The following is a 24,749-nucleotide window of genomic DNA, read 5'->3' on the forward strand; positions in this document are numbered from 1 at the left end:
ATACCAAAATAATGAGGTGTTTTGTTTGAAAATTTTAATTACAGGTGGAGCCGGCTTTATCGGAAGTCATTTAGCGAAAAAATTGCTTCGTTTAGGACATGGGCTCATCATCATTGATAATTTTGATTCATATTATTCACCGATTCGCAAAAAACAACAATTAGAAGAGGTAAAAAAAGAAGGATCCTTTCACTTTTATGAAGTGAATGTATTAGATTTAGAGAAAACGATGCAAATTTTTGCTGATCATCGTCCCGAGGCTGTTTTTCACTTAGCGGCATTGCCAGGTGTCCAACGTTCTTTAGATGATCCGCTTGCTTATATCGATTATGATGTGAAAGCAACCGTCAATGTTTTAAAAGCAGCAGGAGAATCGGGAGTGCGTCATGTGTTATTTGCTTCTTCTTCCTCTGTTTATGGTAACCGGCCTTTTCAACCGTTAAAAGAAGAAATGGCAACCGGTCAAGTCATCTCTCCGTATGCAGCTGCCAAGTACAGCGCTGAATCTTTTTGTCATGCGTACGCCCATTTGTATGGTTATGCATTGACGATTTTTCGCTATTTTACTGTTTACGGCCCTTGGGGGAGACCGGATATGGCCATCAGCAAGTTTATTCGTCGTTTGTTGAAAGATGAGCCGATTACCGTGTATGGCGAAAACACGGCGAGGGATTATACGTTTATCGATGATATTGTCGACGGAATGGTTGCTGCGCTTTCAAGGGAAAACGGGAGCGAGATTTTCAATCTTGGAGCGGGACAACCGGTGACGATGAATGAATTGCTTCTTTCTTTAAAACAATATTTTCCAAATATGAAGGTGATTCACGAACGTCCGCGATTAGGAGACGTGTCCGCAACGTGGGCGGATATTTCAAAAGCAAGGAAACTGCTTGGGTATGAACCAAAATTTTCGTTGAAAGAGGGGTTAGCGAAAACAATCGCATGGGCAAAAGAATATGAACGGTAAAAAAATGACATGGATTGTTCGAACGATCAGTTTATTGCTTATTGCTGTTTTTGTTTATTTAACGATCCGCCATTTTGAGGAAAAAATCATTTGGGAAGCTATTCGCCAGTTGATTATTCATCCATGGAGAATGGTGTATATCTTTTTTGTCTATGCACTTTCTTTTTTGTTGCGCGCGTTTGCGTGGAAATGGTATATGCCAAACGTTCGCTTGCAAACATGTTTAGACGGATTATTTGCGAGTTTGTTTGTCAATCATCTTGCTCCGATGAAAATAGGCGATCTTGTTCGAATTGGCGTATGCGTAAAGAAAGAAAAGCATGTTCCGCTTGATGTTGCTGCTCATTCTGTGGCGATCATGCGCTTGTTTGATATGATGGTTTTATTTGTTTTCGTTGTCATTGGTATGTATATCTATATCGGAACGTTTTCTGTTTCGCTGCTTTTCTTTCCTGCTATCGTGATTGGATTTAGTTTGATCGTATGGGCCGTTTGGAAATGGAAGCCATTATTTTTTCAAAAGCATAAACAACTATTTTTCGAAGCATTTCGTAGCCCGTTTCGTGTTCCGATGATCATAGCGATTGTCGGAAGCTGGATTTGTGAGGCGGTCATTTTATTTGAGGTAGCGAAAATTTTTTCATTTCCGCTTTCTTTTGGGCAAGCGGTTTGGGTCAACAGTATGGCTGTTGCGGGACAAATTTTTCAAGTGACTCCTGGGGGATTAGCGACGTATGAAGCGGTGATGACGTTTGCGTTAACGCGTCTTCATCCTGCTTGGCAAGAAGCTTACACAATGGCTTTGTTAACCCATGCATTAAAATTTATTTTTTCTTATTTCGTTGGCATTTATGTATTATGGCGAGTTCCAGAGATGTTTTCATTTGTGCGCAAGGCGCAAAAGAAAGGATGGAGTAAGAAATGAAAAAAGCGTCGAAATTTGAAAAATTCGCCGCGAGATGTTGGAATTTGTTAAATGAAGGAAAGCCGTTTACTCCCATTTTTGTTGTTGGGACAATGTTCGTTTTTCACGTTTTAGATGGAATCAATGTAGAAGAAATAAAGCCATTATTTTTTAGTTTTCTAGTCGTTTTACCGCTTTTTGCCCTTTATTACATGTATGATTATCCGTTATTTTTGCGCAATTATTTATGGATTCCGTATATGGTCTTTTTAATTGTTTGGAATTTTGCCCCTTTGCCGCTTCTTTTTTTAGCGGTCGGATTATATTTTTTCTTTACCGTGTTCTTTTGGGGAACGCTTTATTATCATTTGCGAATTGGGACAACATGGCTCAATTTCACTCGCTTTTGGAAGTTGGTGCTGAAAAATAGTGACTCCACGAGCGGAAACGCGCAAGAACAGCTGCCAAAGTTTTTGTTGCTCCTTTCTTTATGGCAGTATATATTCGAAAACCTCTCGAACTTGACTATTACTAACTATATTCATTTCGCATTATTTTATTTGTTTGTATTCGTTTTCTCATTCGTTTTACATCATTATTTATTCGATTGGAAGCCGAAAGTGATCGAATCCTATACGAATAACGTTCCTTCTCCTAATGAGCCGATCAACAATAAAGTTATTGTCATCGTCATTGACGGAATGCGCAAAGATCGCTTTGAACAAGCGAAGGCTCCATTTTTAAAGTCTTTGCGTGCGAATGGTACGGATTTTACGCAAATGGAAACCGTTTATCCAGCACGCACCGTCGTTTGTTTTACGTCCATGTTGACAGGAACGTATCCATTTGAGCATGGAATCCGTTCCAACATGGTTTGGAAGCTTGGAATCAAAGTTGAGAGCATTTTTGACTCGCTTCGAAAAGTCGGAAAAAAAGGAAAAGTGTTAGGAATTGCGCATCTTGTCGATTCCCTAGGAAATGATGTCGAGACAGTGACAGCGGTCATGCATAATGATGTGGCCGATCGCAACATCATCGAACGGGCAAAGCAAATCATGGAGGAGCAAGATTTAGATTTGTTTGTCATTCAATTAATTGCGACCGATCAAACAGGACATAGCCGCGGCGTGCTCTATGACGAATACATTCAAAAAATTGAAGAGGCGGATGCGCTCGTGCGTGAATATGTGGAGTGGTTAGAACAAAAAGGAAAACTGCAAAATGCCACGCTGATTATTTGTGCCGATCATGGACAAGCGGACGGAATTGGCGGCCACGGCCATCTTGATGAAGGAGAGCGTTACGTTCCGTTTTTTATGTACGGACCGAGAATTGAAAAAGGAAAACGAATTGATGAGAAACATAGCCTTGTTTCTCTTGCGCCGACGATCGCTTATTTGCTTGGTGCACCTTATCCAAGCCACAGCCGCGGCCCTGTTTTAATTGAAGCCATCAAGAAAGGTGATGAAAATGAAGCAAAAAATCATCGTTTTTTTGCCAGCACACAATGAAGAAGAAGCGATCGGAACCGTCATTCAAAAGATTCCTCGCCACTTCCATCCAAACGTTGAGGTAAAAGTGCTTGTTGTAGATGATGGATCAACCGATCGAACCGTCGAGGTAGCGAAAGCAGCAGGAGCGGACTACATTTATCAAAACGAGCAAAATAAAGGTCTTGGCGCTGCAGTTCGAACGGGATTGCAACAATGTTTGCAGCTGGGAGCAGACATCGGGGTGATGATTGATGCCGATAATGAATATCCTGCTGAACAGATTCCTGACTTAGTGGCGCCGATTTTAAATGGAGAAGCAGATTATACGATGGGTTCGCGTTTTTTAGGAACAATTAAAGGAATGAAATGGCACCGTCGGCTAGGAAACTATTTCTTTACATTATTGCAGTCGATTTTATTAAAAACGTGGATTTATGACGGACAGTCAGGAATGCGCGCGTTTTCAAAACAAGCGATGGAACATGCGGAAATTATTCACGATTATAACTATGCACAAGTGTTAACGCTCAATTTAGTACGGAAAGGATTCCGTTTAAAAGAAGTGCCAATTTCTTATCAAGTACGAACAACAGGAAAATCGTTTATTAAATTTCAAGCGTATTTGTCTCGGGTTATTCCGGCGATTTGGAAAGAAATGCGCCGCCCTGTTCAAAAGGTCGTTGTAAACGAACAAGCTCATAAACTAAAAACAGCACGAAGCTAGAGAAAAGCTCTCTAGCTTTTTATTGACATGAAATATGATAATTATTATCATTATCATTGTAGGAGGAGATCGGAATGAAAAAATGGCTCTTTTTTTGTATGGCATTGATAGTGGTTTTCAATTTCGCGCCGCATGACGCGTTGGCATATTCATATGGGGATCCAAACGAAGAAGCGGTTGCGGAAGCCTATAAAGAAATGGTAGCAAAACTCGAAAACAATCGATTTGATGAAGCAAAAGCAATTTATGAAACGGTTCAAAAAGAAATTGATATGCATATGGGCCCAGAGCCGTCGGAAGTTATTTTGGAAGCGTTAGAAAAAAAGGATAAGCAACTGGTCATCGACAGCATGAGAAAAGTGCTTGTGCTAAATATTGCTCGGCGTCTTGAAAACGTTGAGAAAAATTTTGAAAAGTATGATACGAGCAAGCGATTATTAGCCAAAGCATTTGCTACATATGAAGCGCTTTCACCAGTAGTGCAGGAGAAAAATCGCGAACTTGATCAAAAGCTCAAAAAAGAGTTTGATCAAGCTCTTCAATCCCTCGGTAATCCAGGTTTATTTGGCGTTGGAAAAAAAGAATCGAACATCGAGCAGTTCAAAAAAAGCAAAGAAACGATTTTAAGTTCATTGCAAAAAGAATTTAAGTTAAAGAGCTTAGAAGTCGGTCATTTTAGCGAAAGCGACTTGGAACGTTTAGCATCAGCGAAGAAAAAAGAATGGACGGACTTATCAAAGGTGAAAAACTGGATTCCTTTAATCGTCATTGTTGTCATTATTGGCGCTGTTGTCGTGTATGCGGTAAGAAAGAAAAAATAATGCCCATCGAAGGAAAGGGGAGCGAAAAGTGGAAGTTCAAGCACTGTTGATTACGTTTCGCGAAGCGTTAGAGGCGTTATTGATTGTCGGAATTATTACTTCGTATTTAAAAAGAATTGATCAGGCACGCTATACAAAGTATGTTTGGCTCGGGGCATGGCTTGCCGTCGTTGCGAGTTTCGGCGTGGCGCTTTTATTCCAAGTAGTCTTTACAGGATTTGCCGCGATGGGCAGTGAAATGTACTTAAAAATTAGCATCATTTTCATCTCCTCCATTTTGCTTACGCAAATGGTATTTTGGATGGCGGAACATAGCAAAGATATAAAGAGCAATATGGAAGGAAAAATGAGCAAATATGTCTCTAAAGGAGACGTATTTGGAATGGTGATGCACTCCTTTTTAGTCGTGTTGCGCGAAGGGGTCGAAACGGTCTTTTTCTTTGCGGCGATTACAGGTGGAAATATCGGTGCGGCGATGCAAAGCTGGGGCGCGGTGACTGGACTCGTTCTTGCTGCGATTGTCAGCTATATGTTTTTTAAAGGAACGATGCGCGTGCCGCTTAAAACGTTTTTCAAAGTTACCGGTGCCTTTATCATTCTCATTGCCGCTGGATTGCTTGTACAAGGAATTTCGATGTTACAAGATTTAAATATTATCGGCAGCGTTATGCCTCATGTCTATGACATTACGTGGTTTTTACCAGAGCATCCGATCGATTATGAACACTATTTGCGCGATCACGGTGTGGCTCCTGTGTTATCCGGTGATATTGGCATTTTCTTAAAAGCGTTGTTCGGCTATTCAGCGATGCCATCGCTTGAGGAAGTTCTTGCGTATATCGGCTACTTTGTCGTCATTTACTTGCTCATTCAATCGCGCTACGCCAAAAGCGAAACGAAAAAAGAAGAGAAAAACGTCAACGTGCTTGAACAGAAAACAAAAAATGTGATTTAAAAGTACAAGGGGGTCCCTTGTACTTTTTTTTAGGAGGAATAAGAATGATTTTTCGGCGTTTCTCTACCATGATCAGCATCGGTTCTCTTTTGTTTGTTTATTATGTATTTTTTGCGTATGCGAGCCCGTATGCAGCGACGTGGGATCAAGTCGATTTTGCGCTCGCTTTAGATCGCTACGATTTATTGGCGATGCAGCCTCACTTTCCAGGATATCCATATTTCATCCTCGGCGGAATAATGGTACATTCATTTGTAGAAAATCCAGCGCAAGCGCTTGCGATTTGGAACGGATTGGTCATGATGAGCGCAACCATTCCTATTTTTTTATTGGCCAAGCAATATGTGAAAGCGCATGCTTGGCTTTTGACTGCGCTCATTCAATCGCTTAGCTATGTCATTCTTATTGTGACGCAGCCGATGTCGGAAGGGGCGGCGATTGCGGTTTTATGGTGGTATATTTGGTCGCTTGAGCGGACACTTCGTTCGTCAAAGTGGAGTGCGCAACTTTTGCCTCTTTTTTTATTTAGCGTCATTGTTGGTATTCGTCTGTCTTATTTCCCATTTGGGGTTGGAATTTTATATGTATGGTGGAAAACGATTCGCAATTTTAAACGAATAGCGCTTTATTTCTTGCTAGCTTGTTTGTTTCAACTGCTTTGGATTGGCGCGGTGGCGGCGACAGAAGGCGGAATCACTAATTTTATAAAACTAGCTCTTTCTTTTACAAGCGGGCATTTTCAACAATGGGGCGGGGCGATTTCCACAGATGATCAACCGTTTTGGCATCGACTGCTAACGCTTGTTTTTTACAATATTATTTGGACAGGAGTGGCTTGTCAGTCTGTTGTGTTGCTTATTTTTTGGGGGATGGTCGTCCTTTTCAATCGCGGCAAAATAAACATGTCGCCGATGTATCGATGGTTAATGGCAAGCTACTTTTCATGGGCTCTTTTCGCTCAAAATATTGATAAGCCTCGTCACATCGTTCCTTTCGTCGGACTGCTTATCTTTTTTGTGCTTGTTCGTTTTTTCCATGCTTCCCCCCGTTTTTATGCAATGGCGATCATTGTGCTGGTAACCCAGCTCGTCGTCGGTGCGAATGCTGCGAGGGAACAAGCAACACAGTTGCCTGCTGTATATCAGTTAGCGTATGATTTTCAAGAGAAAGACGAAAAGTTCGTCATGTTTACATGGGAAGAAACAAGAGTATTGCAGTATTTAAATGTTTCGTTTCCACATGAACGCGTTTTTTCATTCGATGTTTTCGAACGTGAAAAGGCAAATTATCCAAATGCGACGGTATATGTGACGGACCATGTAGTAAAGGGGTTTCAAGCTCAAGGAATTGACGTTAGCAAGCACATCCGAAAAGTGAAGACCTATCATTCAAGTCGTCTATCGGATCCCGTTTACGGTCGCATTACAGTATATGAGTGGATGGAGTGATGAGCGTGAATGATCGTCTCAAAGAAAAATTAGCGATTTTACCGGAACAACCCGGTTGCTATTTAATGAAAGATAAGCACGGAACGGTCATTTATGTAGGAAAAGCGAAGGTGCTCAAAAATCGGGTTCGCTCTTATTTTACAGGTACGCACGATGGAAAAACATTGCGCCTTGTCAACGAAATTGCCGATTTTGAATACATCGTCACCTCATCCGATTTAGAAGCGCTTATTTTAGAGATGAATTTGATTAAAAAATACGATCCGAAATATAACGTCATGTTAAAAGACGATAAAGGCTATCCGTTTATTAAAATTACCGCGGAAACGCATCCGCGTTTAGTTATTACGCGAAAAGTGAAAAAGGATAAAGGAAAGTATTTTGGGCCGTATCCGAACGTGCAGGCAGCACATGAAACGAAAAAGCTGCTTGACCGCATTTATCCGTTAAGAAAATGCGCCACATTGCCAAAACGCGTTTGTTTGTATTATCACATGGGCCAATGTTTAGCCCCGTGTGTATATCCTGTTTCGGAGGAAGAAAATAAACGAATCGTCGAGCAAATTTCGCGCTTTTTAAACGGCGGATATAAAGAAGTCAAACAAGAATTAACGGAAAAAATGATGCAAGCAGCTGAAGAGTTGCAGTTTGAGCGAGCGAAAGAGTATCGCGATCAAATTGCGCATATTGAAGCGATTATGGAAAAACAGAAGATGATTTTAAACGATTTCATTGATCGCGATGTGTTTGGTTATGCTTACGATAAAGGTTGGATGTGCGTGCAAGTGTTTTTCATTCGGCAAGGGAAGCTGATTGAACGGGATGTTTCTTTATTTCCGATGTATCAGGAGCCAGAAGAAGAGTTTTTAACGTTTTTGGGGCAATTTTATGCGAAAGAGCATCATTTTAAACCAAGGGAAATCGTATTGCCGCGCAGCGTCGATGGAGCCATTGTCGAGCAGCTGCTTGAAATTCATGTGACGCAGCCGAAAACAGGAAAGAAAAAAGAATTGGTCGATTTGGCTTGCAAAAATGCTGAAATTGCATTGAGAGAAAAGTTCTTTTTAATTGAACGTGATGAGGAGAGAACGATCAAGGCCGTCGAAAATTTAGGGAAACTGCTTGGAATTGCCACGCCGCATCGAATCGAGGCATTTGATAATTCCAATATTCAAGGAACAGATGCGGTTTCGGCGATGGTTGTGTTTATTGATGGAAAACCAAGCAAAAAAGAGTATCGAAAATATAAAATTAAAACTGTTCAAGGACAAGATGATTATGAGTCTATGCGCGAAGTGGTACGAAGAAGATATACGCGCGCATTAAAAGAACGGTTGCCGCTTCCTGATTTAATCATCATTGACGGCGGAAAAGGACAAATGCAAGCAGCGAAAGACGTGCTGGAAAATGAACTAGGGCTGTCCATTCCGCTTGCAGGGCTTGTAAAGGATGAAAAACATCGCACATCACATTTGCTTATTGGAGATCCTCCAACGGTTGTGGCGTTAGAAAAAAATAGTCAAGAGTTTTATTTGCTGCAGCGCATTCAAGAAGAAGTGCATCGTTTTGCCATTACATTTCATCGACAAGTGCGAACGAAGTCTGCGTTTCAATCGATCCTCGATCAAATTCCAGGGGTCGGAGAGAAAAGAAAACAAGCGTTGTTTCAACATTTTGGTTCCATCAAAAAAATGAAAGAGGCAACTGTTGAGGAGCTACAAAGAGCGAACATTCCGAGAAATGTAGCGGAAAAAATTTATGAAACGCTGCAAAAATACGAAAGCTGACCGTTTGCAAGCGCGGTCAGCTTTTTCAGTTGGTTAAGAAAGCATGAACATTTTGAACGGGAAGAATGTCTTTTTCGAGGCGTACTCGATGTCTAACCTCAAACTAGATGTGATCTTTTCGATCCCATTTCACCGTAAAGTATACGGTTTTCGATTTTTTCTTTTGCTGTTCATACGTTTCGGCGATTTGTCTTTTTTGTTGTTCAATTTGCTGGGCAAGAAAACCTGCTTCTAGTTGGAACGTGCAAGAGTCACCCCAATCAAAGCGCGTCGAAACAAGCGGACCATTTAATTCAAACTCGTATTCATCCTTTTTCTCCTCAAGAAGCGTTAACGTTCCCCAACCTGCTTTTTCAAAAAATGAAATAATTTCTTCAATCGTTTGGAGTGGATATTTTCGCGCTAATTCTTTTCCTACCCAGTACAAAATGAAGGAGGTATCTTTACCAAACATGCTAGGAAAAACAACTTGGCGAATCAATTCATAGCCAAACGCAGGTACATGAAGATCTTTTAACAATTCACTGTGTTCTTGAAACGATTTCACGATTGACTCCCCTCTTTCTAACAAAATTATATCGAACGTCGAAAGGAAAAACAGTATTGACTTTTCTCGCATTTGGCATTTTGATAGATTTGATTTTTATCTTAAAATTAAAAAATAATTGAACATTTCGTGAACACCTTTTCTTGACGCTCCTACATTCTGGGAGTACAATGAATGTGACGTTATCAATGGAAATGGAAGTGTTTACAACACCATTGATAATAGTCTAGTAGATGAGGATGGGAGCGTGTGAAGAAAGTTTTTCACAATGTAGCATTGTCATTATTTTAAGGGGGGTTATGTATGGCGCAAAATCGTGAATTTTTCTACCGCCGGCTTCATTCGTTGTTAGGAGTTATTCCAGTCGGGCTTTTCTTAGTTCAGCATTTAGTCGTGAACCATTTTGCGACAAGAGGTCCAGAGGCGTTTAACCGCGCAGCTCATTTTATGGAAAATTTACCATTCCGTTATTTTCTTGAAATATTTGTTATTTTTCTTCCATTGCTGTTCCATGCCATCTACGGTCTTTATATCGCCTTTACAGCGCAAAATAACGTAAGTCGATACAGTTACTTCCGAAACTGGATGTTTATGTTGCAGCGCTTATCGGGAGTCATTACGCTTATTTTTGTCACGTGGCATGTGTGGGAAACGCGCGTTCAAGCCGCATTTGGAGCAAAGGTTAATTACGACATGATGGCCAACATCGTTGATAATCCATTTATGCTTGCCTTTTATATTGTCGGAATTGTGTCAACAGTATTTCACTTTGCAAACGGCTTATGGTCGTTCTTTGTAAGCTGGGGAATTACTGTGACTCCTCGTTCGCAACAGATTTCTACATACGTGACAATGGGGATTTTCGTCGCACTTTCGATTGTCGGAATTCGCGCGATTTTAGCATTCGTTTAATCCACAACATTGGAGGAGTGAGGAGACATGAGTAAAGGAAAAATTATCGTTGTAGGTGGAGGACTAGCCGGTTTAATGGCAACCATTAAAGCGGCAGAAGCGGGCGTGAAAGTGGATTTATTTTCATTAGTGCCAGTAAAGCGATCTCACTCTGTTTGTGCGCAAGGTGGGATTAACGGTGCGGTTAATACAAAAGGGGAGGGAGACTCTCCTTGGGAACACTTTGATGATACGATATACGGCGGTGACTTTTTAGCGAATCAGCCACCGGTAAAAGCGATGTGCGAAGCAGCTCCTGGAATTATTCATTTGCTTGATCGTATGGGTGTGATGTTCAACCGCACGCCTGAAGGTCTTCTTGATTTTCGCCGCTTTGGCGGAACGCAGTATCACCGTACTGCATATGCGGGAGCGACAACAGGACAGCAGCTCCTTTATGCGTTGGACGAGCAAGTGCGTCGTCATGAAGTTGCTGGGCTTGTCACGAAGTATGAAGGATGGGAATTTTTAGCTGCTGTTTTAGATGATGAGCAAGTTTGTCGCGGAATTATCGCTCAAGATTTAACGACGATGGAAATTAAAGCGTTTCCTGCTGATGCCGTCATTATGGCAACGGGCGGACTAGGGATGATTTTCGGTAAATCAACGAACTCTGTTATTAATACAGGTTCTGCAGCATCCATTCTTTATCAGCAGGGAGCTTACTATGCGAACGGGGAATTCATTCAAATTCATCCAACGGCCATTCCGGGAGATGATAAGCTTCGTTTAATGAGCGAATCCGCTCGCGGAGAAGGTGGACGAGTCTGGACATATAAAGACGGAAAACCTTGGTACTTCTTAGAAGAAAAATATCCAGCGTACGGAAATCTGGTGCCGCGCGATATTGCGACACGCGAAATTTTCCATGTATGTGTGGATTTAAAATTAGGAATTAACGGCGAAAACATGGTTTATCTCGACTTGTCTCATAAAGATCCGAAAGAATTAGACATTAAACTTGGTGGAATTATCGAAATTTATGAAAAGTTCATGGGTGAAGATCCTCGAAAAGTGCCGATGAAAATCTTCCCTGCTGTTCACTATTCAATGGGCGGATTATGGGTTGATTATGATCAAATGACCAATATTAAAGGATTGTTTGCAGCAGGAGAATGCGACTACTCAATGCACGGTGCGAACCGTTTAGGAGCAAACTCGCTTTTATCAGCCATTTATGGCGGAATGGTCGCCGGTCCGAAAGCGGTTGAATATATTAGAGGACTTGAAAAATCTGCTGATGCCATGCCGTCTTCATTGTATGATCGTTACTTAAAACAAGAAGAGCAAAAGTGGAACAAAATTATGTCGATGGATGGTACAGAAAATGCCTATGTTCTCCATAAAGAGCTCGGTGAATGGATGACGGATAACGTAACGGTCGTTCGCTATAATGACAAGTTATTAAAAACAGATGAAAAAATTCAAGAGTTGCTTGAACGTTATGAAAATATTAACATTAACGACACGGCAAAATGGAGCAATCAAGGCGCAGTCTTTACGCGTCAGTTGTACAACATGTTGCAATTAGCGCGAGTGATTACGCTTGGTGCTTACTATCGCAATGAGAGCCGCGGTGCTCACTATAAGCCAGAATTCCCTGAACGTAACGATGAAGAATGGTTAAAAACAACGATGGCGCGCTTTACTCCGGATGGACCAGCATTCCATTATGAAGATGTCGATACATCGTTAATTAAACCACGCAAGCGCGACTACACGAAGAAGAAAGGGGAAGTAAAAGCATGAGCGAAAATAAAACGGTTCGAATTATCGTTACAAGACAAGATCGTCCTGACTCCCCTCCTTACGAAGAAGAATTTGTGATTCCGTATCGCCCAAATATGAACGTCATTTCTGCACTGATGGAAATTCGCCGCAATCCCGTTAACGCAAAAGGAGAAAAAACAACCCCAGTTGTTTGGGAGATGAACTGTCTAGAGGAAGTTTGCGGCGCTTGTTCGATGGTCATTAACGGAAAAGCGCGACAATCATGCACCGCTTTAATTGATCAATTGGAACAGCCGATTCGCCTTGAACCAATGCGGACGTTCCCGGTTATACGCGACCTTCAAGTGGATCGCAGCCGCATGTTCGATTCGTTGAAAAAAGTAAAAGCATGGATTCCGATTGACGGAACATATGATTTGGGGCCAGGTCCGCGCATGCCGGAACGGAAGCGTCAATGGGCTTATGAGTTATCAAAATGTATGACGTGCGGTGTATGTTTAGAAGCTTGTCCAAACGTAAACAGCAAGTCAAACTTTATCGGACCTGCACCGCTTTCGCAAGTTCGTTTGTTTAACGCTCATCCAACTGGAGCGATGCATAAAGCAGAGCGATTAGAAGCCATCATGGGAGATGGTGGGCTTGCAAACTGCGGAAACTCGCAAAACTGCGTTCAATCTTGCCCGAAAGGCATTCCGCTTACAACATCTATTGCCGCACTCAACCGTGCAGCGACGATTCAAATGTTCCGCAACTTCTTTGGAAGCGATGAAGTGTGATTGACGGATGGCTGACTCGAGAAAGGGTCAGCCGCTTTTTTAAAAAAAGGGGGAGAGGGTCATTGAAACACATTTCTTACATTGACGATTTAAACGAATGGAAAGCATCTTTTTCGTTTTTTCATCCAATTAAAGTTCGCTTTTCAGAAACAGATGCATTTGGCCATTTGAATAATACCGTTCCATTTGTTTATTTTGAGGAAGCAAGGATTGAATTTTTAAGGCATATTGGATTAATGGATCGATGGTTAAGCGAGACGTCTGAAGCCATTCCAGTTGTGGCTGACTTGCAATGTCATTTTCTACAGCAAGTTTATTTTGCGGAGCGATTACAGATCGGTGTAAAAGTTCATGAAATCGGTAATTCTTCTGTCGATTTGCACTATATTGGACAAAAAGAAGACGGAACGATCGCGTTTACAGGAAGAGGAATCATGGTGCAAATTTCAAAACAAACAGGAAAAGGCATTCCTTGGAGCGATGAAATGCGCAGCATCTTAAAGGGATCATCTGAAACCTTGACATGAACAAGCTTTTCTGCCGCTCATCCCGAACGAAAACGCTAGCGGACAAATGAATTTGTCCGTTATGCGTTTCACGGACGGGATTGGCATGCTAGGTAGCAAGATTTTTCTTGCCGCCTACGGCAGAAAAGCGGTTTTCTATTCATGATGAAGATAGATCGAAAATTCAACTTGAATCTATATCTATTTTTGTAACGGTTTCCTCCTTTTTTACATACTATATTTTGACTAAATATATACCCATCCGTTTAGGTCTGGTTAAAGCAAGGAGGGTTACCGTACTTGAAAGAACGACAATATTCGCCGAAACCGTTGCTTACCAAAAGAGAAAGAGAAGTATTTGAATTATTGCTGCAAGACAAAACGACAAAAGAAATTGCTAGTGAGTTATTCATTAGCGAAAAAACGGTTCGCAATCACATTTCGAATGCAATGCAAAAGCTTGGAGTTAAGGGGCGATCACAAGCGGTTGTAGAACTGCTTCGAATGGGTGAACTTGAACTATAATGAAAACCGGCTGACCTTCATCTCTTAGGCAGCCGGTTTTCTATTGTTCCAAAAAATAATCGTTTTTGCTATAATAAAAAATGTTTTGTTATACATCATATACATCAAGAAAGAATGAGGCGATCACTTGGAAAGACCAATTGGAGTTATCGATTCAGGAGTTGGCGGTTTAACCGTTGCAAGAGAAATCATGCGGCAGCTGCCAAAAGAGCAAATCGTTTACTTAGGTGATACGGCACGCTGTCCTTATGGTCCGCGACCGCGTGAAGAAATTCGTCAATTTACGTGGGAAATGACGAATTATTTATTGCAATACGATATAAAAATGCTTGTCATTGCTTGTAATACGGCTACAGCGGTCGCATTGGAAGAAATTCGTGAAAAACTCAATATTCCTGTGTTAGGAGTTGTTCATCCCGGAGCAAGAACGGCATTAAAAATTACAAAAAATTATCATATCGGTGTGATTGGAACGGTTGGTACCGTTCAAAGCGGTGCGTATGAACAAGCGTTGAAATCGATCAATAGCAGTGTAAAAGTGGAAAGCTTGGCATGCCCTAAATTTGTTCCGCTTGTTGAGAGCGGAAATTTTGAAGGTGAGCATGCAAAGCAAATTGTTGCTGAATCGCTTGCACCGCTAAAAGGAAGTAAAATTGATACGCTCATTTTAGGATGTACGCATTATCCGTTGCTTAGTCCGCTGATCAGCGAATATATGGGACAAAAAGTGGAATTGATTTGCTCTGGTGATGAAACAGCTCGAGAAGTAAGCACGATTTTGCACCATAGTCACCTGCTTTACACAGGGGAAAAACGTCGAGACCATTTGTTTTTAACAACTGGCTCAAAAGAAACGTTTCAAAAAATTGCCTCAAAGTGGTTTGGGCATCCAATTGAAAATGTGTACACAATCAATCTACAAAAAAATCCTTCGGCATAAGCCGAAGGATTTTTTACGTTCTATTTTCAAAAATAGCTCGTATACATAGTAGTACAAACTGTGATTAGGAGGGGAATTCCATGCGCCGTGCGTGGTCTATTTTAATGATTTTCGCCATTTTGCTTTCAGGATGCGGGCTGTTTGGAAAAGAAAAAGCGGTGAAAGAAATTGATCCGCCGAAAGATGTCACCTATTTGGAAGATGAGCAATCATTGCAAGAAATCGAACAAACCAATGAAAAAGAAAAGGCAACAGAAACGATTCAGCGAGAATTGTACTTAATTGATAAAAATGGTTTTGTTGTTCCACAAACATTTGCTTTACCAAAAACGAATGCAGCTGCTAAACAAGTATTAGAGTATTTAGTAGAAAACGGGCCGATATCGGAAATGCTGCCAAATGGTTTTCGAGCCGTGTTGCCAGCGGATACGGAAATTTTAAGCGTAAACATTAAACAAGATGGCACGCTTATTGTCGATTTTTCCAAGGAATTTGCTCATTACAAACCAGAAGATGAAAAGAAAATTTTACAAGCGATCACATGGACATTGACGCAGTTTGATAACGTGAAACGAGTAAAAATTCGCATGAACGGCCATGATCAGCATGTGATGCCTGTAAACGGTACACCGATCAGTGAAGAATTGAGCCGCGAAGATGGGATTAATATCGAAACGAACGGCGTGATTGATATAACGAACACACACGCTGTCATTGTCTATTTTCTTGCTCAAGAAGGCGATCAAACGTACTATGTTCCTGTGACGCGCCGAGTGCCGAATGGGGAACAAGATCAGTTGACGGCTGTTGTCAATGAATTAATTAAAGGACCTAGCTACGGCTCGGGATTGTTAAGTGATTTTCAAGCTGATGTGAAACTGCTGGATGCTCCGAAGTACGAAAACGGAAAAGTAACATTAAATTTCAATGAGGCGATTTATGGGAGCGCACAAAAAAATGTGATCTCGCAGCATGCTCTTCATTCATTAGTTCTTTCTTTAACAGAACAACCTGGTGTAGAAAAGGTAGCGATCACGGTGAATGGAAAAGCAGATCTTGTTGATGAAAACGGAAAACCGCTGTCTGAACCTGTTGCAAGGCCGGAAAAAGTGAACACAGGTAGTTTTTGAAAACAATTTTTTGCTATACTATATAAAGGTTGATTGTGAAGAGGCAGAGAAAATAACTGCCTCTTATTTCATGAATGTATATGAGGAGGATTATGAATAGTGAGAGTAGATGGAAGAGGAAACTTTGAGCTTCGTCCAGTACATATTGAACCGAACTATTTGAAACATCCAGAAGGATCTGTGCTTATTGCGATTGGCGATACAAAAGTGATTTGTACAGCTAGCATTGAAGATAAAGTGCCTCCATTTATGCGCGGGGAGGGAAAAGGATGGATTACAGCTGAGTACGCGATGATTCCGCGCGCAACAGAGCAACGAAATGTACGTGAGGCAAGCAAAGGAAAGGTATCAGGGCGAACGATGGAAATTCAACGTCTCATCGGTCGGGCTCTTCGTTCGGTTGTCGATCTTCAGCAATTAGGAGAAAAGACCATTTGGATTGATTGCGATGTGATTCAAGCCGATGGTGGAACGCGAACCGCTTCCATTACTGGAGCGTTTGTTGCTATGACATTGGCGCTTGGAAAACTTGTTGAAGAAAAAAAATTGCCAGCATTGCCTGTCACAGATTTTCTCGCTGCCACATCGGTCGGAATTGATGCAGAACACGGGGTCATTTTAGATTTAAACTATGCCGAAGATGCGAAAGCCCAAGTCGACATGAACGTTGTGATGACTGGATCGGGACAATTTGTAGAAATTCAAGGAACCGGTGAAGAATCGACGTTTTCGCGCGAACAATTAAACGAGCTGTTGATGACGGCAGAAGGGGGCATTCGACAACTGATCGCTATTCAAAAAGAAGCGCTTGGAGCGCTAGCTGATCAAATCGTTCCAAAAGCATTAAATGAGAGCGAGGAAACAAAGTGAAACGAGTCATTATTGCTACGCGAAACAAAGGAAAAGTTGCCGAATTTGAGCAACTTTTTTCAAAAAAAGGGATCGAAGTTCAATCGCTTCTCGATTATAACGAATGCCCTGATGTGGAAGAAACGGGAGCGACATTTGCCGAAAATGCGATTTTAAAGGCGAAAACGATCGCTCAACATCTAAAGGAAACGGTCATTGCGGATGATTCAGGACTCATTGTTGATGCGTTAGGAGGAAGACCTGGAGTCTATTCGGCACGTTACGCGGGCGAAGCAAAAGACGATCAAGCCAATATTCAAAAAGTATTGCAGGAGCTTGAAGGGGTACCGTTTGAAAAGCGAACGGCACGCTTTCATTGCACCCTTGCCGTTGCAACGCCAGATGGGAGAACGTTTACGGTTGATGGAACGTGTGAAGGGTATATCACAGAAAAGCCGATCGGAACGAACGGTTTTGGATATGATCCAATTTTTTATGTTCCTGAAAAGCAAAAAACGATGGCGCAGTTGACGAAAGAGGAAAAAAATGAAATTAGCCATCGCGCTAATGCACTAAAACGATTAGAACAAATATGGGATGAAGCATTTGTGAAGGAGAGCTAACAAATGAAAGTGCTAATCGTTAGTGACAGCCACGGATTGACGGCAGAATTAACGAAGATTAGAGAACGCCATCAGCACGAGATTGAGGCGGTCATTCATTGCGGCGATTCCGAATTATCGGCGGAGCATGTTGAGTTAAAAGATGTTCTCTATGTGCGAGGGAATTGCGATTTTGAAAAACGTTTCCCGAATGAAATGGTTCATGAAATAGACGGTATTCGTTTCTTGATCACGCATGGCCATTTATATAACGTCAAAATGACGCTTATGAATTTATACTATAAAGCGAAAGAGGTTGGCGCAAAAATCGTTTGCTTCGGTCACTCTCACATCGCAGGTTCGGAACAAATAGATGACGTTCTTTTTATTAACCCTGGTAGCATTTACTTGCCTCGTCTGCGCCGTGAAAAAACATACGTGATTTTAGAAATCGTCAATCAAAGAGCAACTGTTCACTTTTATCATATAGACGGCACACTCATTCCAGAATTGTCAACACAATACGAACTTTGTTAAAATAAAAACAGGGGCAAGAATTTTTTCTTGTCCCTCAAAAAAACTATTGACTTTGCATCAAAGGGTTATTATAATGACAATTGTCTGAAAGGACGACAAAAAAATAATTATACATCGTGTCCCAGTAGCTCAGCAGGATAGAGCAGCGGCCTTCTAAGCCGTCGGTCGGGAGTTCGAATCTCTCCTGGGACGCTAGAAAGAAAATCCTCTTGCTTAATGCAAGAGGATTTTTTTGTTTGTTTCAATTCCTTTCCCATAAGTAAAAAATAAAAAATTCTTATCGATCTAGTTTTCTTTATCTATCAATCATGTAAGCGTATCCAATAAAACAAACTAATCCAAATAATCAAAAAATTCGATGAAATGGTATTGACTCTTCCTCAAAATGGTCGTATGATAATTGTCAAATAAATCAAACAAATCTTCAATTTCAGAAAGACGCAGTAACAGACAGATAAGCAAACAGGGGAAGAGGGGAAGACAATTGAGCGAACAGTGGATTTTTTTAAATGATGAGTTTGTGACAAAGGAAAATGCAAAAATTTCGGTATATGATCACGGATTTCTTTATGGAGATGGGGTATTCGAAGGAATTCGTGTATATAGCGGCAACGTCTTTCGAATGAAAGAGCATATTGATCGCTTATATCGCTCCGCTAAGTCAATCTTATTGAACATCCCTTACACAAAAGAAGAGCTGACAGATATTATTGTTCAGACGGTTCGAAAAAATCAATTCCAGGATGCGTACATTCGCGTTGTGGTTTCTCGAGGCGTCGGAGATCTCGGGCTCGATCCATACAAATGCAAAAAACCGCAAGTAGTTGTCATCGCTGAACCGCTTGCGATTTTTCCAAAGCACTTATATGAAACAGGCATTGAAGTAGTCACTGTCGCAACAAGAAGAAATCGTCCTGATGTGCTTAGTCCGAAAGTAAAATCATTAAACTATTTAAATAACGTATTAGTAAGAATTGAAGCGCATTTAGCCAATGTAAGCGAAGCGTTAATGCTAAATGACCAAGGGTATGTAGCGGAAGGTTCCGCTGATAATGTCTTTATTGTGAAAAATGGCGAGTTGTATACGCCTCCAGGCTATATCGGTGCACTAGAAGGGATTACGCGCGATGTGATCATCGAAATTGCAAAAGATCTTGGCTACGTCGTAAAAGAAGAACCGTTTACTCGCCACGATGTGTATACGGCTGATGAAGTTTTCCTTACTGGCACAGCCGCTGAAGTCATTGCGGTTGTAAAAGTAGATGGCCGCGTCATTGGCGATGGTGTTCCAGGTGTTCATACAAAGCGCCTTCTTGAAGAATTCCGAAAACGAGTGGTCACTGAAGGCGTAAAAGTATATCCAACCCAAAATGCGAATGTGGGCTGACAATAGAATATTGCCAAAGCGTTGAAGAGGATAAGTAACCGACGGGAAAGGCATCTACAGAGAGCCGGGGAAGCTGAAAACCGGTGATGTCTCCGCTCGGTGAACTCCCCTCTGAGCGCCAACCTGAACGAGTTTTCTAGTAGGGTTGGACGGGTGTTTATGCACTCGTTACTAAAAAGAGCAACGATTCATCGTTGCTCCTGAGGTGGCGTCATCGCCACGAAGAAGGGTGGTACCGCGGAAAGCTAAGCCTTTTCGCCCCTTCGGCCGAAATGGTCGTGATAGGGGCGAAAAGGCTTTTCTTATTTCACATTTTTTGAGGAGTGAGAAGAAAAATGGCAGCGAATATGAAGTTGGAAGAAAAAGTGACGCAAAAAACGACAATGAGTGGAGCGGATATGTTAATTGAAGCGCTCAAAGCCGAAAAGGTCGAAGTGATTTTTGGGTATCCAGGTGGTGCGGTTTTGCCGATTTATGACAAGTTGTACAATTCAGGAGTTTTCCATGTATTGACACGGCATGAGCAAGGAGCGATTCATGCGGCAGAAGGGTATGCGCGCATATCTGGAAAACCTGGTGTCGTTATTGCTACATCAGGACCTGGAGCCACGAACATTGTGACAGGTTTAACAGATGCCATGATCGATTCAATTCCTCTTGTTGTATTCACAGGACAGGTTGCTTCTAATGTGATCGGCTCAGATGCGTTTCAAGAAGCGGATGTCGTCGGAATTACGATGCCGATTACAAAACATAACTATCAAGTGCGTGACATTCATGAGCTGCCAAAAATCATCAAGGAAGCATTTCATATTGCGACAACGGGACGACCGGGTCCAGTTTTAATCGATATTCCAAAAGATATGTCTGTGCTTGAAGCAGAATTTGACTATGACCAAGAAATCAAGTTACCTGGATATCAGCCTACGATGAAGCCGAATCATTTGCAAATTCGCAAGCTTGTTGAAGCGGTTAGCCAAGCAAAAAAGCCGGTTATTCTAGCGGGAGCAGGCGTATTGCATGCGAATGCATCTGAAGAATTGAGAACGTACGCAGAGCAACAAAACATCCCTGTTGTTCATACGTTGTTGGGACTCGGTGGTTTTCCTGCTGATCATCCGCTCTTTTTAGGAATGGCAGGAATGCATGGAACGTATACCGCCAATATGGCTTTATATGAGTGTGATTTATTAATTAATATCGGAGCAAGGTTTGATGACCGGGTGACCGGAAACTTAAAATATTTTGCGCCTAAGGCAACGGTTGCTCACATTGATATCGATCCGGCGGAGATCGGCAAAAACGTTCCAACCAAAATTCCGGTTGTCGGGGATGCAAAAGAAGCGTTAAAACAACTCATCCATCAAAACGGAAAGCCAGCTGATACAAAAGCATGGCTTGAACAGCTTAACAATTGGAAAAAAGAGTATCCGCTCATGTATAAGCAGGAGCCAGGAACGTTAAAGCCGCAAAGATTAATCGAAATGATTTACGAATATACAAACGGCGAGGCGATTGTGACGACGGATGTCGGTCAACATCAAATGTGGGTGGCGCAATATTACAAGTTTAAATATCCACATCGCTGGGTTACCTCTGGTGGTCTCGGTACGATGGGGTTTGGTCTTCCAGCCGCAATTGGTGCACAATTAGCCGATCCAAAAGCGACGGTTGTATCGATTGTCGGGGATGGCGGTTTCCAAATGACATTGCAAGAACTTTCGGTTATTCAAGAATTGAACTTACCGATCAAAATTGTCATTGTCAATAACCAATCACTTGGAATGGTTCGACAATGGCAAGAAATTTTCTATGAAAAGCGTTATTCACACTCGCTTATTCCAAATCAACCTGATTTTGTCCGTTTGGCAGAGGCATATGGAATCAAAGGATTGCGGGCGACAAACGAAGAGGAAGCAGATCGCGTTTTAAAAGAAGCATTCGCCCTCAACGCACCAGTGTTGCTTGATTTCCACGTGACTCCTGATGAAAATGTTTATCCGATGGTTGCGCCGGGGAAAGGTTTACATGAAATGGTGGGGGTGAAGTTGTGAAACGAATTATTACGATGACAGTCAATAATCGTCCAGGTGTTCTCAACCGGATTACGGGACTATTTACAAAGCGGCACTACAACATTGAAAGTATTACAGTTGGCCATACGGAAATGGAAGGGATTTCCCGGATGACGTTTGTCGTCAATGTTGATGACGAGCGAATTGCTGAACAAATTACAAAACAACTCAATAAACAAATCGATGTATTAAAAGTGGTTGATATTACTGATCAAGCGATTATCGCAAGAGAATTGGCGCTTATTAAAGTCGCTGTCACTTCTGCGACGCGCGGTGAAATTTATACATTGATTGAGCCGTTTCGCGCTTCAATCGTTGACGTCTCTCGAGAGAGCGTCGTCGTTCAAGTGACGGGTGAATCAGAAAAAATCGAAGCATTAATTGACTTGTTGAAACCATATGGCATTAAAGAAGTTGCGCGCACAGGAACAACTGCGTTTCCGCGCGGCTCCCAACGGGCTGCGTCTTCTAATAAATTACCTTTTATTATCTAAATATTCAAAAAAGGAGAGGTTTAATATGGTAAAGGTATATTACAATGGCGATGCAAACGAAGCATACTTGCAAAATAAAAAGGTAGCGATCATCGGGTATGGATCGCAAGGTCATGCTCATGCGCTTAATCTTCGCGAAAGCGGTGTCGATGTTGTCATCGGTTTACGCAAGGGAAAATCATGGGAAAAAGCAGAGCAAGACGGATTTGTTGTTTTGCCGGTGCGTGAAGCAGCAAAACAAGCCGACATTATTATGATTCTTCTTCCAGATGAACATCAACCGAAAGTGTATAAAGAGGAAATTGAACCAGAATTGCAGCCGGGCAATGCGCTCGTGTTTGCGCATGGATTCAATATTCATTTTAATCAAATTGTTCCGCCAAACGATGTCGATGTGTTTTTAGTTGCTCCAAAAGGTCCTGGTCATTTAGTGCGTCGCACCTATACAGAAGGGGCTGGAGTGCCTGCGTTAATTGCCGTTTATCAAGATGTGACAGGCGAAGCGAAAGAAACGGCGCTTGCTTACGCGAAAGCGATCGGTTCTGCTCGGGCGGGTGTCATTGAGACAACGTTTAAAGAAGAGACAGAAACAGATTTATTTGGTGAGCAGGCTGTTCTTTGCGGGGGATTAACATCGCTTGTGAAAGCTGGATTTGAAACGCTTGTTGAAGCAGGATATCAGCCAGAAATCGCTTATTTTGAATGTTTACATGAACTAAAGCTCATCGTTGATCTTATGTATGAAGGCGGTCTTGCTGGTATGCGCTATTCAATTTCGGATACGGCGCAATGGGGTGACTTCATTTCAGGACCACGCATTATTAATGAGTCCGTAAAAGCAGAAATGAAAAAAGTGTTGGAGGACATTCAAACAGGAAAGTTTGCAAAAGGGTGGATTTTAGAGAATCAAGCCAATCGTCCGGAATTCAATGCGATCAATCGCCGTGAAAATGAACATTTAATCGAAGTGGTTGGACGTGAATTAAGAAAAATGATGCCGTTTGTAAATTCAAAACAGAAAGATGTGGTGACGGCTAGTGCGAAAAATTAACATTTTTGATACAACGTTGCGCGATGGTGAACAATCGGCAGGTGTCAATTTAAACTTGCATGAAAAACTAGAAATTGCTCGGCAATTGGAACGCCTCGGTGTCGATATCATCGAGGCGGGCTTCCCTGCCGCTTCTAAAGGTGATTTTCAATCTGTAAAAACGATTGCTGAAACCATTCAACGTTGTTCGGTGACAGGATTATCACGCTCTGTTCGAGCGGATATCGATGCGGCGTGGGAGGCGTTAAAAGGGGGAGTGGAGCCGCGGCTTCATCTTTTCATTGCCACTTCCCCGATCCATATGAAATATAAATTGCGAATGACGCCGGAACAAGTCATTGAAACCGCAGTGGAAGCGGTTCGCTATGCCAAAAAATATTTTCCGATTGTTCAATGGTCAGCAGAAGATGCATGTCGAAGCGATTTACCGTTTTTGGCGAAAATTATTTCTGAAGTCATTCAAGCGGGAGCAAGCGTCATCAATATTCCTGATACGGTTGGTTACATCACGCCGAAAGAATATGGCGAGATTTTCACCTTTTTAAAACAGAATATTCCGAATATTGAAAAAGTTAGTTTATCTGCTCATTGTCATGACGATTTAGGGATGGCGGTTGTCAATTCGCTCGCAGCGATTGAACATGGCGCAACCCAAATCGAAGGAACGATCAATGGAATTGGCGAGCGAGCTGGGAATGCCGCATTAGAAGAAGTGGCTGTGGCGCTTTATATTCGCAAAGACTATTATCAGGCAACAACAGGATTAAATTTGCAAGAAATTAAACGAACGAGCAATCTTGTCAGCAAGTTGACGGGGATGGTTGTTCCGCCGAATAAGGCGATTGTGGGCAAAAACGCATTTGCTCACGAATCGGGTATTCATCAAGATGGCGTTTTAAAGGAAAAAACAACATATGAAATTATTTCGCCGGAATTAGTTGGTGTGCAGTCCAATTCAATGGTGCTAGGCAAGCATTCGGGGCGCCATGCATTCCGCACCCGCATTCATGAATTAGGTTATTCATTGTCGGAAGAAGAAGTGAATCGTTTATTTGTTCGCTTTAAAGAATTGGCGGATAAAAAGAAAGATATTACAGACGACGATTTAATCGCCCTTATTTTAGATGAAAAATTAGATAGCTATAAAGATTTTTATCAATTGTCATCGATTCAAGTGCAATATGGAACGAATCAAATTCCAACAGCTGTTGTCGTTTTGAAAGACGGCGAAGGAAAAGAAATTCAAGAAGCGGCGACTGGAGCAGGAAGCGTCGAGGCGCTTTACAATACGTTGGAAAAATGCATTCAACTTCCTGTCACTTTACTAGACTATCGAATTGAATCCGTCGGAAGCGGACGTGATGCGCTGGCGCAAGTTTTTGTGAAAATTTCGCTTCATGGAAAAGAAGTGAGCGGGCGCGGCACTGCTCAAGATGTGCTTGAAGCGTCAGCGAAGGCATATATTAACGCAGTCAATCGGATGTTTGTCATCGAAAAAATGCGTGAAGAGCAAGCACAAGTTGCAGCGCAATCATAAAGGGGGAGG

24 protein-coding genes, 1 tRNA gene and 1 other annotated feature are annotated in these 24,749 nt (G+C 41.9%); of the genes, 24 read left to right on the forward strand and 1 reads right to left on the reverse strand.

Annotated features, from left to right (window positions below; all coding sequences use genetic code 11):
- Positions 1-25 precede the first annotated feature (25 nt).
- The 8 genes from EDD69_RS03480 (at position 26) to uvrC (ending at position 9,102) form a co-directional block, all read left to right on the forward strand.
- Positions 26-970, forward strand: a complete 945-nt coding sequence (locus EDD69_RS03480; RefSeq protein ID WP_132947577.1) for an NAD-dependent epimerase/dehydratase family protein — start codon at positions 26-28, stop codon at positions 968-970.
- Entirely contained in the window at positions 960-1,895 is a 936-nt protein-coding gene (locus EDD69_RS03485; RefSeq protein WP_243643031.1) for a lysylphosphatidylglycerol synthase transmembrane domain-containing protein, read from the forward strand. Before EDD69_RS03480 ends, EDD69_RS03485 begins: the two co-directional genes overlap by 11 nt.
- Positions 1,892-3,385 carry an alkaline phosphatase family protein gene (locus EDD69_RS03490; protein ID WP_132947578.1) on the forward strand — a complete coding sequence of 498 codons (1,494 nt, stop codon included), beginning with the start codon at positions 1,892-1,894 and terminating at the stop codon, positions 3,383-3,385. The genes EDD69_RS03485 and EDD69_RS03490 overlap by 4 nt, the downstream gene beginning before the upstream one ends.
- Positions 3,345-4,091 (forward strand): glycosyltransferase family 2 protein, encoded by a 747-nt coding sequence (locus tag EDD69_RS03495; RefSeq protein WP_424565328.1) that lies wholly within the window; start codon positions 3,345-3,347, stop codon positions 4,089-4,091. The genes EDD69_RS03490 and EDD69_RS03495 overlap by 41 nt, the downstream gene beginning before the upstream one ends.
- A 74-nt stretch (positions 4,092-4,165) precedes the next feature.
- Positions 4,166-4,912, forward strand: a complete 747-nt coding sequence (locus tag EDD69_RS03500; RefSeq protein WP_132947580.1) for a hypothetical protein — start codon at positions 4,166-4,168, stop codon at positions 4,910-4,912.
- A 28-nt stretch (positions 4,913-4,940) separates the two neighbouring features.
- Positions 4,941-5,867 carry an FTR1 family iron permease gene (locus tag EDD69_RS03505; protein ID WP_132947581.1) on the forward strand — a complete coding sequence of 309 codons (927 nt, stop codon included), beginning with the start codon at positions 4,941-4,943 and terminating at the stop codon, positions 5,865-5,867.
- 44 nt (positions 5,868-5,911) lie between these two features.
- Positions 5,912-7,315 (forward strand): nucleoporin-interacting protein, encoded by a 1,404-nt coding sequence (locus tag EDD69_RS03510; RefSeq protein ID WP_243643032.1) that lies wholly within the window; start codon positions 5,912-5,914, stop codon positions 7,313-7,315.
- Between the two features lie 5 nt (positions 7,316-7,320).
- Positions 7,321-9,102: an excinuclease ABC subunit UvrC gene (uvrC, locus tag EDD69_RS03515; RefSeq protein ID WP_132947582.1), complete on the forward strand. Its 1,782-nt coding sequence runs from the start codon at positions 7,321-7,323 to the stop codon at positions 9,100-9,102.
- A 103-nt stretch (positions 9,103-9,205) separates the two neighbouring features.
- Here the strand turns inward: uvrC and EDD69_RS03520 are convergent, their stop codons facing one another.
- Positions 9,206-9,649 (reverse strand): YslB family protein, encoded by a 444-nt coding sequence (locus tag EDD69_RS03520; protein ID WP_424565329.1) that lies wholly within the window; start codon positions 9,647-9,649, stop codon positions 9,206-9,208.
- 303 nt (positions 9,650-9,952) lie between these two features.
- On the opposite strand from EDD69_RS03520, the gene EDD69_RS03525 reads away from it, so the two are divergent.
- The 16 genes from EDD69_RS03525 to EDD69_RS03600 all read left to right on the forward strand — a co-directional run bounded on the left by EDD69_RS03525 (position 9,953) and on the right by EDD69_RS03600 (position 24,740).
- Positions 9,953-10,561, forward strand: a complete 609-nt coding sequence (locus EDD69_RS03525; RefSeq protein WP_132947584.1) for a succinate dehydrogenase cytochrome b558 subunit — start codon at positions 9,953-9,955, stop codon at positions 10,559-10,561.
- Between the two features lie 27 nt (positions 10,562-10,588).
- Positions 10,589-12,349 carry a succinate dehydrogenase flavoprotein subunit gene (gene sdhA / locus EDD69_RS03530; protein ID WP_132947585.1) on the forward strand — a complete coding sequence of 587 codons (1,761 nt, stop codon included), beginning with the start codon at positions 10,589-10,591 and terminating at the stop codon, positions 12,347-12,349.
- A complete protein-coding gene (gene sdhB, locus EDD69_RS03535) occupies positions 12,346-13,107 on the forward strand; it encodes a succinate dehydrogenase iron-sulfur subunit (RefSeq protein WP_132947586.1) in 762 nt (253 codons plus the stop codon). Before sdhA ends, sdhB begins: the two co-directional genes overlap by 4 nt.
- Before the next feature lie 62 nt (positions 13,108-13,169).
- A complete protein-coding gene (locus EDD69_RS03540) occupies positions 13,170-13,634 on the forward strand; it encodes an acyl-CoA thioesterase (RefSeq protein WP_132947587.1) in 465 nt (154 codons plus the stop codon).
- Positions 13,635-13,913: 279 nt separating this feature from the next.
- Positions 13,914-14,138, forward strand: coding sequence for a helix-turn-helix domain-containing protein (locus EDD69_RS03545; protein WP_132947588.1), 225 nt, complete (start codon positions 13,914-13,916; stop codon positions 14,136-14,138).
- A 127-nt stretch (positions 14,139-14,265) separates the two neighbouring features.
- Positions 14,266-15,078: a glutamate racemase gene (racE, locus tag EDD69_RS03550; RefSeq protein WP_132947589.1), complete on the forward strand. Its 813-nt coding sequence runs from the start codon at positions 14,266-14,268 to the stop codon at positions 15,076-15,078.
- 80 nt (positions 15,079-15,158) lie between these two features.
- Entirely contained in the window at positions 15,159-16,208 is a 1,050-nt protein-coding gene (locus EDD69_RS03555; protein WP_132947590.1) for a GerMN domain-containing protein, read from the forward strand.
- A 99-nt stretch (positions 16,209-16,307) separates the two neighbouring features.
- Positions 16,308-17,078, forward strand: a complete 771-nt coding sequence (rph, locus tag EDD69_RS03560; protein WP_132947591.1) for a ribonuclease PH — start codon at positions 16,308-16,310, stop codon at positions 17,076-17,078.
- The gene (locus EDD69_RS03565) at positions 17,075-17,680 is read left to right on the forward strand and encodes an XTP/dITP diphosphatase (protein WP_132947592.1); all 606 of its coding nucleotides are present in this window, start codon (positions 17,075-17,077) and stop codon (positions 17,678-17,680) included. Before rph ends, EDD69_RS03565 begins: the two co-directional genes overlap by 4 nt.
- 3 nt (positions 17,681-17,683) lie before the next feature.
- The gene (locus EDD69_RS03570; RefSeq protein WP_132947593.1) at positions 17,684-18,196 is read left to right on the forward strand and encodes a metallophosphoesterase family protein; all 513 of its coding nucleotides are present in this window, start codon (positions 17,684-17,686) and stop codon (positions 18,194-18,196) included.
- A gap of 118 nt (positions 18,197-18,314) precedes the next feature.
- Positions 18,315-18,388 (forward strand) — tRNA-Arg (locus tag EDD69_RS03575).
- Between the two features lie 292 nt (positions 18,389-18,680).
- Positions 18,681-19,583, forward strand: a complete 903-nt coding sequence (ilvE, locus tag EDD69_RS03580) for a branched-chain-amino-acid transaminase (RefSeq protein ID WP_132947594.1) — start codon at positions 18,681-18,683, stop codon at positions 19,581-19,583.
- 12 nt (positions 19,584-19,595) lie between these two features.
- Positions 19,596-19,849, forward strand: a binding site (T-box leader).
- Between the two features lie 69 nt (positions 19,850-19,918).
- The gene (ilvB, locus tag EDD69_RS03585) at positions 19,919-21,637 is read left to right on the forward strand and encodes an acetolactate synthase large subunit (RefSeq protein ID WP_132947595.1); all 1,719 of its coding nucleotides are present in this window, start codon (positions 19,919-19,921) and stop codon (positions 21,635-21,637) included.
- A complete protein-coding gene (ilvN, locus tag EDD69_RS03590; protein WP_132947596.1) occupies positions 21,634-22,152 on the forward strand; it encodes an acetolactate synthase small subunit in 519 nt (172 codons plus the stop codon). The genes ilvB and ilvN overlap by 4 nt, the downstream gene beginning before the upstream one ends.
- Positions 22,153-22,177: 25 nt before the next feature.
- Entirely contained in the window at positions 22,178-23,203 is a 1,026-nt protein-coding gene (ilvC, locus tag EDD69_RS03595) for a ketol-acid reductoisomerase (RefSeq protein ID WP_132947597.1), read from the forward strand.
- Entirely contained in the window at positions 23,190-24,740 is a 1,551-nt protein-coding gene (locus tag EDD69_RS03600) for a 2-isopropylmalate synthase (RefSeq protein WP_132947598.1), read from the forward strand. The genes ilvC and EDD69_RS03600 overlap by 14 nt, the downstream gene beginning before the upstream one ends.
- Positions 24,741-24,749 lie beyond the last annotated feature (9 nt).

This window comes from Thermolongibacillus altinsuensis (assembly GCF_004341205.1).
GTDB lineage: Bacteria > Bacillota > Bacilli > Bacillales > Anoxybacillaceae > Thermolongibacillus > Thermolongibacillus altinsuensis.

Coding starts and splice junctions, on each gene's coding strand:
- EDD69_RS03485 (WP_243643031.1), top strand. CDS start 960: ATGAACGGTAAAAAAATGACATGGATTGTTCGAACGATCAGTTTATTG.
- EDD69_RS03490 (WP_132947578.1), top strand. CDS start 1,892: ATGAAAAAAGCGTCGAAATTTGAAAAATTCGCCGCGAGATGTTGGAAT.
- EDD69_RS03495 (WP_424565328.1), top strand. CDS start 3,345: ATGAAGCAAAAAATCATCGTTTTTTTGCCAGCACACAATGAAGAAGAA.
- EDD69_RS03500 (WP_132947580.1), top strand. CDS start 4,166: ATGAAAAAATGGCTCTTTTTTTGTATGGCATTGATAGTGGTTTTCAAT.
- EDD69_RS03510 (WP_243643032.1), top strand. CDS start 5,912: ATGATTTTTCGGCGTTTCTCTACCATGATCAGCATCGGTTCTCTTTTG.
- EDD69_RS03525 (WP_132947584.1), top strand. CDS start 9,953: ATGGCGCAAAATCGTGAATTTTTCTACCGCCGGCTTCATTCGTTGTTA.
- sdhA (WP_132947585.1), top strand. CDS start 10,589: ATGAGTAAAGGAAAAATTATCGTTGTAGGTGGAGGACTAGCCGGTTTA.
- sdhB (WP_132947586.1), top strand. CDS start 12,346: ATGAGCGAAAATAAAACGGTTCGAATTATCGTTACAAGACAAGATCGT.
- EDD69_RS03555 (WP_132947590.1), top strand. CDS start 15,159: ATGCGCCGTGCGTGGTCTATTTTAATGATTTTCGCCATTTTGCTTTCA.
- EDD69_RS03570 (WP_132947593.1), top strand. CDS start 17,684: ATGAAAGTGCTAATCGTTAGTGACAGCCACGGATTGACGGCAGAATTA.
- ilvB (WP_132947595.1), top strand. CDS start 19,919: ATGGCAGCGAATATGAAGTTGGAAGAAAAAGTGACGCAAAAAACGACA.
- ilvC (WP_132947597.1), top strand. CDS start 22,178: ATGGTAAAGGTATATTACAATGGCGATGCAAACGAAGCATACTTGCAA.